The following is a 14,674-nucleotide window of genomic DNA, read 5'->3' as shown; positions in this document are numbered from 1 at the left end:
TGGAGAAGTGCAGAAGCGGCGGGGAGAAGTTCCTCGCCGCTTCAGCATGTCCTGCACCAGGCCTGATCATTCGTGGGCGACCGTTGCACCGGACGCGATACGGACCACCGCTCATTCAGTTGAAGTTCTTCACTCTGAAGGGTTGTTTTCAATCCAGTGAAGCTCTTCAATATGACCAAGCCCGGGTCGCCGAGGCCGCACACGCTCCGCCGAAGCGCTTGTTGTTCAACGGCGAAGCTCCTTCCCTCCCCACGCCACCGAGGCAGGTCGAAGCTGTGAGTGACGCAACCTACGTACCCCAGGACGGTCAGCCGGATCTGGACGCGCTCGTCGCCACAGTGGGAATCCAGATCAAGGTACTGCGCAAGCAGGCCGGTTACACCCTCGACGACCTCAGCCGAGGATCCGGTGTGAGTACCGGCCTCATCAGTCAGATCGAACGAGGCAAGGGCAATCCGTCCTTTGCCACCCTGGTCCAGATCGCGCACGGGCTGGACATCCCCATCGGCAGGCTCTTCCACCTGACCGAACAGATCAGCCCCGTGGTGCGGCGTGCCGAACGGCGCACTCTCGATTTCCACGGTACCGATGGACCCGACGACGCCAGCTACGAGCTGCTCACCCCTACGCTGAACGGCGCGCTCGAGGTCCTCTGGGTCGAGACCCAGCCGGGGCATGACACCAGCAGCACCCCCTTCCGCCACAACGGCGAAGAGTTCGGGATCGTTCTCTCCGGCGTCAAGGACGTCTATCTCGACGGCGTCCGGCACCGGCTCGAGGCCGGTGACTCGATCACGTACTCGTCGAGCGTCCCGCACTGGTACGCCAACCCCGGCGACGAGCCGTCCACTTCCGTCTGGGTCATCACCCCGCCCAGCTGGTAGGCCCCGGCCTCCGCCGTACTCCGCTCCCTCAACGCCCCGGCCGTCGGCCCGGGCGCAGGTCCCGCACGGCCTGAGCCGTGCGCCTTTCACCGCGAGGTGCCCCCGCTATGGCATCGCTCCACGAAAGATCAGCTACCGCAGTCCGTACTCCCCTCTCCCAGCGGCGCGCACTGCTGGCCCTCGGCGGCGGCAACGCCGTCGAGTGGTACGACTGGATGGTTTACGGCCTGCTCGCGTCCTCCATAGGACCGCAGTTCTTCCCCTCCACCGACGGCCTTTCATCCACCATGTCCGCCCTGGCCGTCTTCGCGGTGGGGTTCGCCGCACGGCCGCTGGGCGCCATCGTGTTCGGCACCCTGGCCGACCGCCTGGGCAGGCGGCTGGTCATGCTGCTGTCCATCGGATCGATGGTCCTCACCACCACCGTCATCGCCGTACTGCCCACCCACGCGGTCATCGGCGCGTGGGCAGGAGCGATCCTCCTCGGCTGCCGGATCCTGCAAGGCCTGTCCACCGGCATCGAGGCACCGCTCAACTCCGCCTACATCGTGGAGATGGCGCCGGAGGGCCGCACCGCCCGCTTCGGCAGCAATATCAGCATCTACGTCCAGGTAGGCATCGTTGCGGCGTCACTGGTCTGCTTCCTCACCAGCGAGGCCGTCGGCCCCGAGGTCATGGGTGACTGGGGCTGGCGCATCCCGTTCGTGATCGGCGCGCTGGGCGGCCTCTTCTTCCTCTGGCTGCGCCGCTCCCTGCCGGAGACCCTGCACACCGCGGCCGAGGCCGCGGACCCCGACACCGCCGGGAAGCCCCGGAAGACGGGGGAGGTGTGGGCAGAGGTCGCCCACCACAAGCTGGCACTGCTCACCATCATCTTCGTCGTCGCAGCCGCCCAGGCGATCAACTATACCTGGACCACCGGGCTGCCCAACCTGGCCCGCTCCGCATACGCGGAGGACCCCAGCACCGTGTTCGCGGTCACCACCCTGTCGGGCGTGGTCGTCGGCGTGCTCTACCCTCTGGTCGGCCGGCTCGCCGACCGGAAGCGGATCTCGCGGACGTTCATCGTCACCCGCCTCGCGGTCGTCCCCCTGCTGTTCGTCGTCCTCGCCTACCAGGGCAAGGGGATGACCACCTTCGCCCTCGTGATGCTGGTGGGCGCCCCGGTACTGGCCTTCACGATGGGCCTCTACAACACGGTGTCCGCCACCTTGATGCCGACGAGCTGTCGCGTCACCGGCGTCGGTCTCGGCTACGCAGTCGGCGTCGCCGGCTTCGGCGGCACCGCCCCGTACGTACTGCTGTGGCTGCAGGACGCCGGCGCCGGATGGGCCTTCCCCGTCTACGTCGCCGTGCTGTGCCTGCTCAGCGTTCTGCTCTACATGCTCGCCTTCCGCCGCGGTTCCGTTCGCGCCGGAAGCTGAAAGGAGTCCCACCATGTCCACAACAGCCGCGCCGTCCGGCGCACTTGTCCACGGACAGTCCGTCACACTTGACGCCATCGAGGCGCCGGTCGTCCGGCGTTCGGACGTGGTCGTGGTCGGCGGCGGCCCCGCCGGTGTGAGCGCCGCGGTCTCCGCCGCCCGCAGCGGGGCGAGCGTGACACTGCTGGAGCGCTACTCGGCGCTCGGCGGACTCGCCTCCGGCGGCATGGTCCTCGTCCTGGACGACATGATCAACGGCAATGAGATCACGGTCACCGGCATCGTCGACGAGTACGTCGAGCGGATGGCCAAGCTGGGACTCGCGGTCTACCCGCCGGCCGAGGAGCGCGTCTCCTCCCAGGAGATGTGGAACAAGTGGGGCCGCTGGGGGGCATTCGACTTCCACTCCCACACCAGCCCCAAGCCGATCTGCTACGCGGTCGCCTTCGACCCCGACGGCTGGAAGCGCGTGTCCAACGACCTCGTCCGCGAGAGCGGGGTCGACCTCCGGCTGCACAGCTGGTTCTCGCGGCCGATCGTCCAGGACGGGGCGGTCAAGGGCGTCGTGTGCGAGACCAAGTCCGGTCCGCAGGCGGTCATGGGCGATGTCGTCATCGACACCACCGGTGACATCGACGTGGCCTCCCGCGCCGGCGCCACGTACGACAAGGACAACTACCTCGTCACCCTGGTCTTCCGGCTCGGCGGTGTGGACACCGCGGCTGCGGAGCGCTTCGAGCAGGAGAACCCGCGGGAGGCCCGCGCGATCAACCGCAAGATCAAGCGGCTGCTCGGCGGCGCCTGGGAGCTGTGGTGGCTCAAGACGCCCGTGCCCGGTGTGGTGTGGTGCAACGCGCCGCACATGACCGGCTTCGACGGCACCGACCCGGAGTCGCTCACCGAGGCCGAGTTCGAGGCGCGGAGCCGTATCGGCAACGTGCTCGACCACATCAGGTCGGACCTGCCGGGCTTCGAGAGTGCGTATCTGCTCGATGTCGCCGAGCAGATGGGTGTCCGCCAGACCCGTCTGCTGCAGGGCGAGTACGTCGTCACCAAGGACGACGTCACGTCCCGCCGCCACTTCGCCGACAGCGTCTCGCGCGGCCGTGACTACTACACGCCGTACCGCTCGCTTCTGCCGCGCGGCGTCGACCAGTTGCTGGTCGCCGGCCGTCACTACTCGGCCACCCCCGAGGCACAGCGCATCTCGCGCGAGATTCCGCCCTGCATGGCCATGGGGCAGGCCGCCGGTATCGCCGCGGCGACCGCGGTCGAACAGGGCGTGCTGGTGCGGGACGTCGACCCGGCCGTGATCCAGAGCCGAATGCGCGACCAGGGCGCCGACCCGGGCGACATCCCCGCCGAGAACGCGACCGTCGACGCGACCATGGAGGCCGGCGCATGAGCACCGTACAGCCACTGAGCGGCATCACCGTCGTCGATTTCACCCAGGTCTTCATGGGCCCGTCGTGCACGCAGTTGCTCGGCGACTACGGTGCAGATGTGATCAAGGTGGAGCGGCCCGGTACCGGCGACATCGCCCGTACCTCGATTCCGGACCCGGCGGGCCTGGACAACCCCATCTTCCTGTCGATCAACCGCAACAAGCGGAGCATCAGCATCGACACCCGTACCGAGGAGGGCCTCAAGGCCGTCCAGGAGCTGGTGCGCGGCGCCGATGTCGTGGTCAGCAACTTCCGGGCCGGTGTCATGGAGCGTCTCGGCCTCGGTTACGAGGCGCTTCGGGAGCTGAGTCCGCGGATCATCTGGGCATCCGGAACCGGCTTCGGCACCTCGGGGCCTTACGCGCACAAGGGCGGCCAGGACGCCATCGCCCAGGCGTACAGCGGTGTGATGTGGCGCCGGGTCGCCGACGACGACCCCGTGACGCTCTACCCGACCACGCTGTGCGACTACACCACCGGCATGCACCTGCTCCAGGGAATCCTGCTGGCCCTGCTGCATCGGGACCGGACGGGCGAGGGGCAGAAGGTCGAGGTGTCGATGTACGACTCCATGCTCCACATGCAGATGCAGGAGGCGTGCCAGCAGCTCAACCGCGGATCCGAGATCAACTGGGCCGCCATGCCGCTCACCGCCGTGCTTCCCACCGTCGACGGTGCACTGATCATGGTCGGCGGCTTCAAGGCCAACCCGCTGTACCACATCAGCCGCGCCCTGGAGCTCGACGAGGACCTGAGCCGGCGCGCCGAGTTCGACACTCTCGAGAAGCAGTTCACCCACAGGCCCGAGCTGCAGCGCATCTTCGCCGAGGCGGTCGCAGACAAATCCACCGACTACTGGGTCAAGCGCCTGGAGGAGGAGGACATCCTCTGCGCCCCGGTGCGCAGTCTGGAGCAGACGCTGGACGACGAACAGACCGCGGTCAACAACATGATCGTCGAGATGGACCACCCGGTCGCGGGCCGCATCCGCGCGCTCAACGCACCGATCCACCTGTCCGAGGGCGCGGCCAGCGTCCGCCGGGTGCCGCCGCAGCTGGGCGAGCACGGCGAGGAGATCCTCGGCGAACTCGGCTACGACATGCAGCAGATAGCCGTACTGCGCGAGAAGGGCATACTGCGATGAGCGACCCGTACACCGACGAGGTGCGCCACGAGCGCGACGGGCACGTCGCCCGGGTCACCATCAGCCGTCCCAAGGTACTCAACGCCGTCGACGCCAGGACACTGGCCCGGCTCAACGAGATCTGGGCCGAGATCGAGTCCGACCGAGAGGTCCGCGTCGTCGTGGTCACCGGCGACGGCGACCGGGCGTTCTGCGTCGGCGCCGACATGTCCGCCGACGCGGTCGACAAGACCGGCCTGCAGTACTGGGCCGACCTCGACCCCAACGGCTTCGGCGGTCTGAGCCTGCGCACCAGCCTCGACGTCCCGGTCATCGCCCGGGTCAACGGCTACGCGCTCGGCGGCGGCATGGAGATGGTGCTCGGCTGCGACATCGTCGTGGCCGCCGAGAGCGCCAGGTTCGGCCTCACCGAACCGCGGGTCGGCCGGATTCCGCTAGACGGCGGCGTCTTCCGGCTCGTCCGCCGGCTGCAGCACACTCAGGCCATGGGTCTGCTGCTCACCGGCCGCAAGGTGCCCGCGGCCGAACTGCACCGCATGGGGCTGGTCAACGAGGTCGTGCCGGCCGACGAGCTGGACGAGGCCGTCGACCGCTGGGTCGCCGACATCCTCGCCTGTGCCCCCACCTCGCTGCGCGCCATCAAGCAGATGGTGCAGCGCACCGAGCACCTGTCGGCGCGGGAGGCCCATGCGATGCGGCTGCCCGCCCTCACCGAGGCGCTGGACAGCGAGGACGGCAAGGAGGGCGTGCTCGCCTTCCAGGAGAAGCGCGCGCCCGTCTGGCCCGGCCGGTAAAGGAGAGCAACTCATGGTCGACAATTTGTCCTCCGGCGTCTGGGGAGTGGTCGCCACACCGTTCCTCGGCCCGTCCCTGGAGGTCGACGAGACCAGCCTGTCCCGGCTGGTGAAGCACTACGAGGGGATCGGTGTCACCGGTCTCACCGTGCTAGGCGTCTTCGGCGAGGCCGCCCGGCTGTCCGCCGAGGAGCGCCGCACGGTGCTCGAGGTGGTTGCCGCATCCGTGGAACTGCCGCTCGTCGTCGGCGTCACCGGACTCGCCACGGCGCCGGTGATCGAGGAGGCCCGGCTGGTACGCGAGGTGGTCGGGGAGCGCCTCGCCGGGCTCATGGTCCAGGTCAACTCCCCGGACCCGCGCGTCGTCGCCGCACACCTGAACGCCGTGCACGACGCCACCGGTGCGGGCATCGTCGTCCAGGACTACCCGGAGGCCAGCAAGGTCGCCATCCGTACGGCCGACCTGGTCCGTGCCGTACAGGCAGTCCCCGCGGCGGTCGGCGTGAAGGCCGAGGCACCGCCGACACCGGCGGCCGTCGCGGTCCTGACCACCGAGCTGGATGTGGCCGTCTTCGGCGGCCTCGGCGGGCTGGGTCTGCTGGACGAGCTGGCTGCCGGGGCGGCCGGCGCGATGACCGGTTTCTCCTGCCCGGAGGGCCTGGTCGCCTGCGTCGACGCCTGGCGCAGCGGCGGCTACGACGCCGCCCGTGAGGCGTACCTGCCGTATCTGCCGCTGGTCAATTTCGAGGCCCAGGCGGGAATCGGACTCGCCGTCCGCAAGGAGGCGATCCGGCGCCGCGGGCTGGTCATGGAGTCCGGCGTGAGGCCGCCGGCCGCTGCCATGCCGGAGTCGCTCGTCCCGCAGCTGGAGCGGCATCTGGGGCCGGCCCTGGCCGCTCTGCAGAAGGAGGTGCGGTGATGGATCTCGGAATCCGTGGCCGTACCGCTGTCGTCGCCGCCTCCACCGGTGGCCTCGGCCGCGCGGTGGCCGAGGCGCTCGCGGCCGAGGGAGCCGCCGTCGTCGTCGCCGGACGGCGCGGTGACCTGGCCGAGGAGATCGCCGCCGGGCTGCCCGAGGCCGTGGGTGTCCAGACCGACCTCACGGCACCGGACGGGCCGCGTGAACTGATCGAGGCCGCCCGCGCGGCGTACGGCGACCCGGACATCCTGGTGCTCAACGGCCCGGGCCCGAAGCCCGGCCGCGCCGTCGACCTCGACGGCGCGGGCACGGACCTCGGATCGGCCGTGGACTCGCTCCTGCTGGCCCAACAACGTCTGGTGGCACAGGTGCTGCCCGGCATGCGGCAGCGCGGCTGGGGGCGGATCCTCGCCATCGGCTCCAGCGGTGTCGCCGAGCCGCTGGCCGGTCTGGTGCTGTCCAACGCCGGCCGGGCCGCCCTCGCGGCCTACCTCAAGACCCTCGCCGCCGAGGTCGCCCGCGACGGAGTCACCGTCAACCTGCTGCTGCCGGGCCGGATCGCCACCGACCGGGTCGCGCAGCTCGACGCCGCGCGCGCCGAGCGGGAGCAGCGTCCGGTCGCCGACGTCGCGGCCGACTCCCGGGCCGCCATCCCCGCCGGGCGGTACGGCACCCCGGAGGAGTTCGCCGCGGCGGCGGCCTTCCTTTGCAGCGCGCCCGCCTCGTACGTCACCGGAACGGCACTCCGGTGCGACGGCGGCCTCGTCCGCAGCCTGTGACCGGCCGGAACCCACCCGATGAAGGACCACAATTCATGAGCACTGTGCATCGGATCAGTAACCTGATCGGTGGCAAGGACTTCCCCGGCGACGGTTACGAGCGTCGCAATCCCGCGGACCCGTCCGACCTGGTGTCCGTCTCGCCGGCCTCCGGCGCGGATGCCGTGGACGCTGCGGTCACGGCGGCCTGCGACGTCCAGCCGGGCTGGGCGGCACTGCCCGCACCCGCGCGCGGCGCCATCCTGATGGACGCGGCGGAGATTCTGCGCGGCCGTCACGAGGAGATCGCCCGTGACCTGGTGCGGGAGGAAGGCAAGACGCTGGCCGAGGCCCGGGGCGAAGTCCGCCGGGCGATCGATGTGTTCCGCTTCTTCGGTTCCGAGGGCTGGCGGCTCGGCGGCCCGACGCTGCCGAGCTCGCAGCCCGACACCCTGGTGCACACCCGCCGCGAGGCGCTGGGCGTGGTCGGACTGATCACCCCGTGGAACTTCCCGATCGCCATCCCGGCCTGGAAGATGGCGCCGGCGCTGATCGCGGGCAACGCGGTGGTCCTCAAGCCCGCCGAGCTCACCCCGGTGTCGACCCGTCACCTCGCCGATGCGCTGGCACAGGCGGGTCTGCCGGCCGGTGTGCTGAATGTGGTGCACGGCGCCGGACCGGTCGTCGGCGAAGCGCTGGTGACCGACCCCCGGGTGTCGGCGGTGTCGTTCACCGGGTCCACGACGGTCGGCATGCACATCGAGCGCACCGTTCACGAGCGACGCGGCCGGGTGCAGGTCGAGATGGGCGGCAAGAACGCCTTGGTGGTGCTCGACGACGCGGACGTCGAGCAGGCCGCACAGATCGCCGCGGCCGGCGGCTTCGCCCTCACCGGACAGGCCTGCACCGCCTCCTCCCGGGTCATCTGCACCCCGGGCGTGTACGAGGCCTTCGTCGCGGCGCTCACCAAGCAGGCAGAGCGCTACCGTCCGGGCAACGGCCTGGACGAGGGCACGCTGATGGGCCCGGTGGTCAGCGAGCAACAGCTCGCCGGTATCGAGGCGGCGATCGAGCGAGCCATGGACGAGGGCGTGACCGTCGCAGCAGGCGGTGTCGCCCCCCAGGGCCTGATGCTGGCACCCACCGTGCTCACCGGTGTCGGCCGGGACAGCTCCGTCGCACGTGACGAGATCTTCGGCCCTGTGGTGGCCGTGCTCGTCGCCGAGGATCTCGACGACGCGATCGAGCTGGTCAACGACTCCCGGTACGGGCTGGCCGCAGGCGTGTGCACCCGAAGCCTCGCCCACGCCCAGCGGTTCGCTGCGCGGGTCCGGGCCGGTGTGATCAAGGTCAACCGCCCGACGACCGGACTGGACCTGAACGTGCCCTTCGGAGGTGTGAAGGATTCGTCCGGCAACACCTACCGGGAGCAGGGAACCGTGGCCACCGAGTTCTACTCCTGGTCCAAGTCCGTCTACCTGGGCTGGGACGACTGAGCCACTGGCCGGCTGCACCATCCCGCGGACCGCTGCGGTTGCCGGGCCTCTTCGGGCCCGGCAACCGCAGCGGTTCAGTCGTCGGCCGGAGCGCCGAAGCCGTGACGCCCTCGGTGCCGACCCGGGGGCTACTCGCGGTCGCCCGCGCCGGCCTTGCGGCGGCGGACCGCCAGCCCGCCGACGACGCCGAGCACCGCCACAGCACCGACACCGGCGGCCACGGTTCCGGTGGACATGGAGGAGTCGGCGCTCTTGGCGGCCGGGGCGGCCTTGGCGTAGTTCCAGAAGTTCAGCTGGGTGGGCATCACGCCTGCCGCGTCCGCCTTGCCGGAGACAAGGCCCTTCACGGTGTCCGTACGGGCCGCGTAGAGGCCGTTGTCGTAGTACAGGATCATGTCCTGGTTGTGCCGGTACAGGATGTCCTGCATCTGACCGACGATCCGAGCGCGCTCGGCCGGATCGAAGGCCTTGATCTGCTCCTGGAAGAGCCTGTCGTACTTCTTGTCGCAGTGGAATGCGTCGGTGGAGCCGCTGGTGCCGTCGTCCTGCGGGCGCGTGTCGCAGGTCTGGATGCCGAGCATGTAGCTCGGGTCGGGGCCGGTACCCCAGCTGTCCATCAGCATGTCCCAGTCGCCCTTGGCGAGGTTGTCGTTCAGCTTGGTCATGCCGAACGGCTGGATGGTGACCTCGATGCCGATGTCCTTGAGCCAGCCCTTGACGTAGGACGAGATCTGCGCGTCGCCGGTGCTGTCCGAGTGGATACCCAGGCGCAGATTCAGTTTCTTGCCGGACTTCGGGGCCGTTCGTATGCCGTCCTTGCCCTTCTTGTAACCGGCCTCGTCGAGCAGCGCGTTGGCCTTGGCCGGGTCGAAGTCCGTCGCCTCACCGGGCTCGGGAGTCCACGCCCACTGGCTCCAGGCGGGCGGCAGGTAACCCACGCCAGGCGCACCCAGGTTGTTGAGGACCTTCTTGACCAGCGTCTTCTTGTCCGTCGCGTAGGCGATGGCGGTGCGCACGGCCTGGTCGGCGAGCACGGGGTTCGCCGTGCCGATCGCTTTCCCGTTACGGGTCTTCGCCCCGGCGTTGATCTCGATGGCGCTCCAGTGGTGGCCGGGCGTCTGGAAGGCCTTGACGTTCTTCTCGCTCTGCAGGGCCTTGAACTGGGTGGAGTTCATCTTGGTGACATAGTCGAGCTGCCCGCTGCGCAGCGCGGCCACCGCGGCGTCGGTGGTCTTGTACTGCTGCTCGAGCAGGTGGTCGTACTTGGGGGCGCCGAGGAAGAAGTCCTTGTTGGCGTCGAGCTTGGCGTACTGCTCGGTCTTGTAGGTGGCGAGCTTCCAGGGGCCGTAACCGACCAGCGGGAAGCTGTTGTTCTTGAAGCTCTTCAGGTCACCGGTGTGCTTCTGCCAGATGTGCTTGGGCACGATCGGGATGCTACTGGGGGTGGAGACGTACAGCATGTTCGACTGCGGATCCTTGGTGGTGATCACCAGGGTGTTCGCGTCGGTGGCCTCGACCTTGGAGAAGTTTCGGACCAGTGAGCCGTTGGCCGTGGCGGCGGTCTCGTTCGTCATGATCAGGTTCAGCGTCCAGGCGGCGTCCTCGGCCGTGATCGGCTGACCGTCGGACCACTTCAGACCTTTGTGGATCTTGAAGGTCCAGCTGAGCTTGTCGGCGGAGGTGGTCCAGGAGTCGGCGAGGTAGGGCGCCGCGCTGCCGTCCGGGCGGAGCGAGTTGAGTGACGGGTAGACCTGGCCGAAAATGTCCAGGGCGCCGTCGAAGTACGCGAGGAAGGGATTGAGGGTGTCCACTCCGGAGGTGTCCATGGTCACCCGGAGGGTGGTGCCGGCTCCGTCGGCTTGGGCGGCGGGCACGGGAAGCGCGAGGATCGGCAGGGCGAGAGCGGCGAGGGCGGCGGCGGCTCTGCGCGGGATGCGCACGTTCACAGGGGGCAACTCCCTTGGGCGGGGACGGGAATGCAGCGGAGGCGCATTGGCTGGTGTGCATCTTCGTAAGTGACATGCGCCAAAGTCCATAGCAACGGCAAGAATTTACAAAGATCCACCTGCGAAAGCGACGGCCGGCCCCTATGGTGCGGAGCCGGCCGCCTGAACCGAGCGGAATGTCAGCCGGTGAGGTGGTAGTAACCGAGCAGGTCGCTGTGCGAAGCGACGGTGTCGTCGCGCACGTACGAGGCCGTCTGCGGGGCGTTGACCATCATCGCCACCCCGTTCACGGTGCCGGTGTAGACCCCGACGTGGTGCACGGTCGACGCCGAGCCGCCGAAGAACACCAGGTCACCGGGGATCGCGGTGGCAGCAGTGACCTTGGTGAAGCGCGGGTTGACCACTTGGTCCTTGGTGGTCTGGCCGATGTCGCCCGCTCCCGCCCGCCAGTACAGCCAGCGGGCGAATCCCGAGCAGTCCAGGCCCACCTCCTTGTCGGCCGGGCACGGTGTGATCGAGCCGCCGTAGCCGTCGCAGATGCCGATCGACGGGCCGAAGTCCGTCTCGTGGCCGCCGCCCCAGACGTACTGGATGTTCTGGCCGGTGGCCTGCTCGCCGAAATTGACGACCGCCGCGTAGCGGCCCGAGCCGAGGTCGGCCGGCTGCTGATGCGCCGGGTCGCCGTACAGCTTCGCCTTGGTGGCGGGGTCCACCACACCGGTGGCCGCCAGCCCCACCGAGGACTGGTAGGTGCGTATCGCATTGGTGGTGCCGGTGCCGAGGACATGGTCCACGGCCAGCGAGGCACCGTGGGTGTTGAGCTTGTTCTGCAGCTCGGTGACGCAGCCGTCGTTCTCGTTGGGCTCCAGGTCCACCGGGCAGCGCAGGGTGCGCAGGTCGATGGCGACCGTGGGGTCCTCGTAGTACAGCGCGGACTTGGTGGCCGGGCCGACCAGACCGTCCGAGGCGAGGCCCTTGGAGGTCTGGTAGGACTGGACCGCCGCAGCCGTCGCCGGGCCGAAGTCGCCGTCCACCGTCAGCGAGGCGCCGCCGAAGTTGAGCAGCGTCTGAAGCTCGGTCACACAGCCGCTCAGCTGGCCCTGCTTGACAGTGCTCGGGCAGTCGGAGGAGAGCAGATTGGTCCGTGCGGGAATGGTCGCGGCCGCCGCGGGCATCGCGGTGCTCAGCGCGAGCAGTCCCGCTGCCGCCGCGACCGCGAAACCGCGGCCGGCCCGGCGGAGTTTTCCGTATGCAGGCATGGTTCTCCCAGGAGTCTGAATCGCCATGGATCGGGGGTTACTTGCCGGCTTGCAGGGCGGACCAGGTCAGATTGCCGACGATCCCGTCCGAGGTCAGGCCGTGGGCGGTCTGGTACGCCTTGACGGCGGTGGTGGTCGCCGGGCCGAAGTCGCCGTCGATGGTGAGCGTCTGACCGCGGGCCGCGATCAGCGCGCGCTGCAGGCGCTTGACGTCGGCGCCGGTGGAGCCGGACTGAAGGGTCGGCCTGGTGCCCGCGGACAGCAGGGCGGTCCAGGTGTGGGAGTCGACGGTGCCGGTGACCGGCAGCGACTTGGCGCTCTGGAAGGACTGGACGGCGCTTGTGGTGCCCGAGCCGAAGGCCCCGTCCACGGTGCCGGTGAAGTACCCCTGGCGCATCAGCAGGCACTGGGCGGCGCTGACCAGGCCGCCGGAGGAACCCGCGGAAATCGATCCGTACGCCGAGAAGTCGAGGCTCGCGGTGCAGGAACCGGCGAACGGCCCCACGCCGACGTCCAGGTAGTCGCGGTCGATATTGATCGTCACGCCGCCCCAGGTCTCGTCGGTGTCCCCGCTGAGCTGGTGGATGCGCTGGTGGTCGGCCCAGTACTCGTCGGGAACGTAGGGTGTGGCGTCGTTGTCGGCCTTGCCGTTCCAGCGGGCGAACCAGATGTGGTCCGGCAGCGTGTAGGTGCCGGTGCTGTACTCCCCTGCCAGGTCGGCCATGGAGGTGGCGGAGGTGTAGACGCCGGAGAGGTAGCCGCTGCTGTGCAGTTCCTCGGTCCAGGCGCTGAGGAAGGTCATCACCGCGTTACTGCATGCGGTGTTGGTCTGGTCGTACGCCTCCATGTCGTCGTAGAGCACGCTGCCCTGCGGCAGCCCGAGTGCGGCAGCGGCGGCGACGGCTTCCTGCGCCTCGCTGTGACCCTGGCTCGCGGCGGTGGCAAGGGTGGACGACACCTTGTGGCTGAAGGTGTTGCACGGCGCCTGCAGTCCCACATGGATGGGGATGATGTGCCAGCCCGCCGAGGTCTGCGTCTGGATCCATGACGCGGTCAGGTTCGGCTGGTCGCAGGCGGCGCTGATGCCGCTGATGTATACCCCGATGGCCCGGAACGGCGAGGCGGACCAGGCGGACATCTGCGCGTTGGACGGTGCGGCGCAGGGGTCGAAGCCGAGACCCGTGTACGTGCCGGGCTGAGCGGCGACGGTGGACGCGGACATGGCCTCGGCCCGGCCCGCCGGGGCTGCGGACAGTGTCACCGCCTCGGCGTCGGCGTCCAGGTCCGCGCTGTCCAGGATGGTCTGCGCGGCGGCATCGTCCGCACCCACCGAGGCGGTGACCAGCACTCCGGCTGCCGGCACCGCCTGGCGTATCCGCCCGGACGGCGCACCGCCGGTCCGCGGGGCCGCGGTCCTGGCGGCGCCCTCGGGCGCGATGCGGGTGGATCCGTCCACCGACTTCCGGCCGGTCGCGTCCAGCGGTTCGATCACCAGCGCTTCGGTGCGGCCGACCAGCCCGGCCGGGCAGCCCGCCTGACCGGCATCGGTGGCGTGGCCGAGGTAGACCGCGTGGCGATCGAAGCGCACGCAGGTGTCGGGGTGCGCGGCCAGGTCGATGATCGGCCAACTGCTGGGCACACGTACGTGATAGCCCCGGTAGGAGACATCCTTGGCGCCGTCGGCGGCGCCGGCCGGTGTTGCTGCGGTGGCGAGGGCGGCGGTGCTCAGGGCGGCCAGCGCGGTGAGCACGGTGGTTGCGGCGCGCAGATGCGCTCGTGGTGGTCCGGGCAGTCTCATGGCACTCCAGGTCGGCTTCTGGGATGGACAGGACATGCGCCTTTCACCCGGACCACGGGGCCGGCTCGCATCGTCGTGCGGCGCCGCCGTGGGCAGGGCAGGCGAAAGGTAGCGCGTCATTGAGTTGCGCTGCACTACCTATTGCCGAAAATTTCTTACCAAGCCTGACCCATGTCGCGCGCCAACAGAACTGGCTGGTACGGCAGTTCGATATGACAACCCATCAATCGCAGTTCCGAGTACGGTAGTTTCGGGAGCCAAGGCACTGGGAATGACGGCCTGCGCAGCGATGTTGCAACGTCTATGACCTTCTTTGTTCACGTGACGGTGCGCGGCTACGAGCTCGATACGCAGGGACATCTGAACCAGGCCGTCTATCTGCAGTACGCCGAGCACGCCCGGTGGGAGTTGCTGCGCGCCGCCGGCCTGCCGCAGGAGAAGCTACTGGCCGGCGGCGTGGGTCCGGTCGCGCTCGAAGTGACGGTGAAGTTCCTGCGGGAGCTGCGCGGCGGTGAACGGGTGCGGGTGACCTGTCAGTTCGTCTACGGCAGCGGGAAGACCTTCGAGGTGGCGCAGAAGATCATCAAGGAGGACGGCACGGTCGCGGCGGAGATCACGGGCGTGGCGGGCATGCTCGACCTGGACGCCCGCAGACTCATCGCCGATCCGGCCGGCCATCTCGCCTCGCTCGCCGGAAACCCGGACCTGCTCAGCGGCTGACCGCAGGCGGCCGGGCCGTGCGGGAGACGGCGCGCATGACGGCCGGCGCCTCGTGCGTGGCGTCGGCGCGGCTCCCGCTCTCGTTCA

The 14,674-nt window shown here is 69.3% G+C and carries 12 protein-coding genes; 9 read left to right on the top strand and 3 right to left on the bottom strand.

Annotated elements, in window-relative coordinates:
• The first annotated feature begins 275 nt into the window (after nt 1-275).
• The 8 genes from ACWCP8_RS21370 (at nt 276) to ACWCP8_RS21335 (ending at nt 8,864) form a co-directional block, all read left to right on the top strand.
• A complete protein-coding gene (locus tag ACWCP8_RS21370) occupies nt 276-884 on the top strand; it encodes a helix-turn-helix domain-containing protein (protein WP_352268121.1) in 609 nt (202 codons plus the stop codon).
• Between the two features lie 107 nt (nt 885-991).
• Nucleotides 992-2,308, top strand: a complete 1,317-nt coding sequence (locus tag ACWCP8_RS21365; RefSeq protein ID WP_352268120.1) for an MFS transporter — start codon at nt 992-994, stop codon at nt 2,306-2,308.
• 13 nt (nt 2,309-2,321) lie between these two features.
• Nucleotides 2,322-3,713, top strand: a complete 1,392-nt coding sequence (locus ACWCP8_RS21360) for an FAD-dependent oxidoreductase (RefSeq protein ID WP_352268119.1) — start codon at nt 2,322-2,324, stop codon at nt 3,711-3,713.
• Nucleotides 3,710-4,897: a CaiB/BaiF CoA transferase family protein gene (locus tag ACWCP8_RS21355; RefSeq protein WP_451117488.1), complete on the top strand. Its 1,188-nt coding sequence runs from the start codon at nt 3,710-3,712 to the stop codon at nt 4,895-4,897. The genes ACWCP8_RS21360 and ACWCP8_RS21355 overlap by 4 nt, the downstream gene beginning before the upstream one ends.
• Nucleotides 4,894-5,691: an enoyl-CoA hydratase-related protein gene (locus ACWCP8_RS21350; protein ID WP_352268117.1), complete on the top strand. Its 798-nt coding sequence runs from the start codon at nt 4,894-4,896 to the stop codon at nt 5,689-5,691. Before ACWCP8_RS21355 ends, ACWCP8_RS21350 begins: the two co-directional genes overlap by 4 nt.
• A 13-nt stretch (nt 5,692-5,704) precedes the next feature.
• Nucleotides 5,705-6,610, top strand: a complete 906-nt coding sequence (locus tag ACWCP8_RS21345; RefSeq protein ID WP_451117486.1) for a dihydrodipicolinate synthase family protein — start codon at nt 5,705-5,707, stop codon at nt 6,608-6,610.
• The gene (locus ACWCP8_RS21340; RefSeq protein ID WP_451117484.1) at nt 6,610-7,389 is read left to right on the top strand and encodes an SDR family oxidoreductase; all 780 of its coding nucleotides are present in this window, start codon (nt 6,610-6,612) and stop codon (nt 7,387-7,389) included. The genes ACWCP8_RS21345 and ACWCP8_RS21340 overlap by 1 nt, the downstream gene beginning before the upstream one ends.
• 35 nt (nt 7,390-7,424) lie before the next feature.
• The gene (locus ACWCP8_RS21335; protein WP_451117482.1) at nt 7,425-8,864 is read left to right on the top strand and encodes an aldehyde dehydrogenase family protein; all 1,440 of its coding nucleotides are present in this window, start codon (nt 7,425-7,427) and stop codon (nt 8,862-8,864) included.
• Between the two features lie 128 nt (nt 8,865-8,992).
• Here ACWCP8_RS21335 and ACWCP8_RS21330 read toward each other — a convergent pair whose 3' ends face one another.
• The 3 genes from ACWCP8_RS21330 to ACWCP8_RS21320 form a co-directional block, all read right to left on the bottom strand.
• The gene (locus ACWCP8_RS21330; protein ID WP_352268113.1) at nt 8,993-10,810 is read right to left on the bottom strand and encodes an ABC transporter substrate-binding protein; all 1,818 of its coding nucleotides are present in this window, start codon (nt 10,808-10,810) and stop codon (nt 8,993-8,995) included.
• 179 nt (nt 10,811-10,989) lie between these two features.
• On the bottom strand, nt 10,990-12,069 hold the full coding sequence (locus ACWCP8_RS21325) for a C40 family peptidase (protein ID WP_451117480.1): 1,080 nt from the start codon (nt 12,067-12,069) through the stop codon (nt 10,990-10,992).
• 37 nt (nt 12,070-12,106) lie between these two features.
• Nucleotides 12,107-13,867, bottom strand: coding sequence for a glycoside hydrolase domain-containing protein (locus tag ACWCP8_RS21320; protein ID WP_352268111.1), 1,761 nt, complete (start codon nt 13,865-13,867; stop codon nt 12,107-12,109).
• A gap of 303 nt (nt 13,868-14,170) precedes the next feature.
• On the opposite strand from ACWCP8_RS21320, the gene ACWCP8_RS21315 reads away from it, so the two are divergent.
• Nucleotides 14,171-14,587: an acyl-CoA thioesterase gene (locus ACWCP8_RS21315; RefSeq protein ID WP_451117478.1), complete on the top strand. Its 417-nt coding sequence runs from the start codon at nt 14,171-14,173 to the stop codon at nt 14,585-14,587.
• The last annotated feature ends 87 nt before the right edge of the window (nt 14,588-14,674 follow it).

Source organism: Streptomyces sp. NPDC002206 (genome assembly GCF_053593595.1).
The sequence above is the reverse complement of the archived record's forward strand: the minus strand, read 5'-3'. Positions and strand labels throughout refer to the sequence as shown.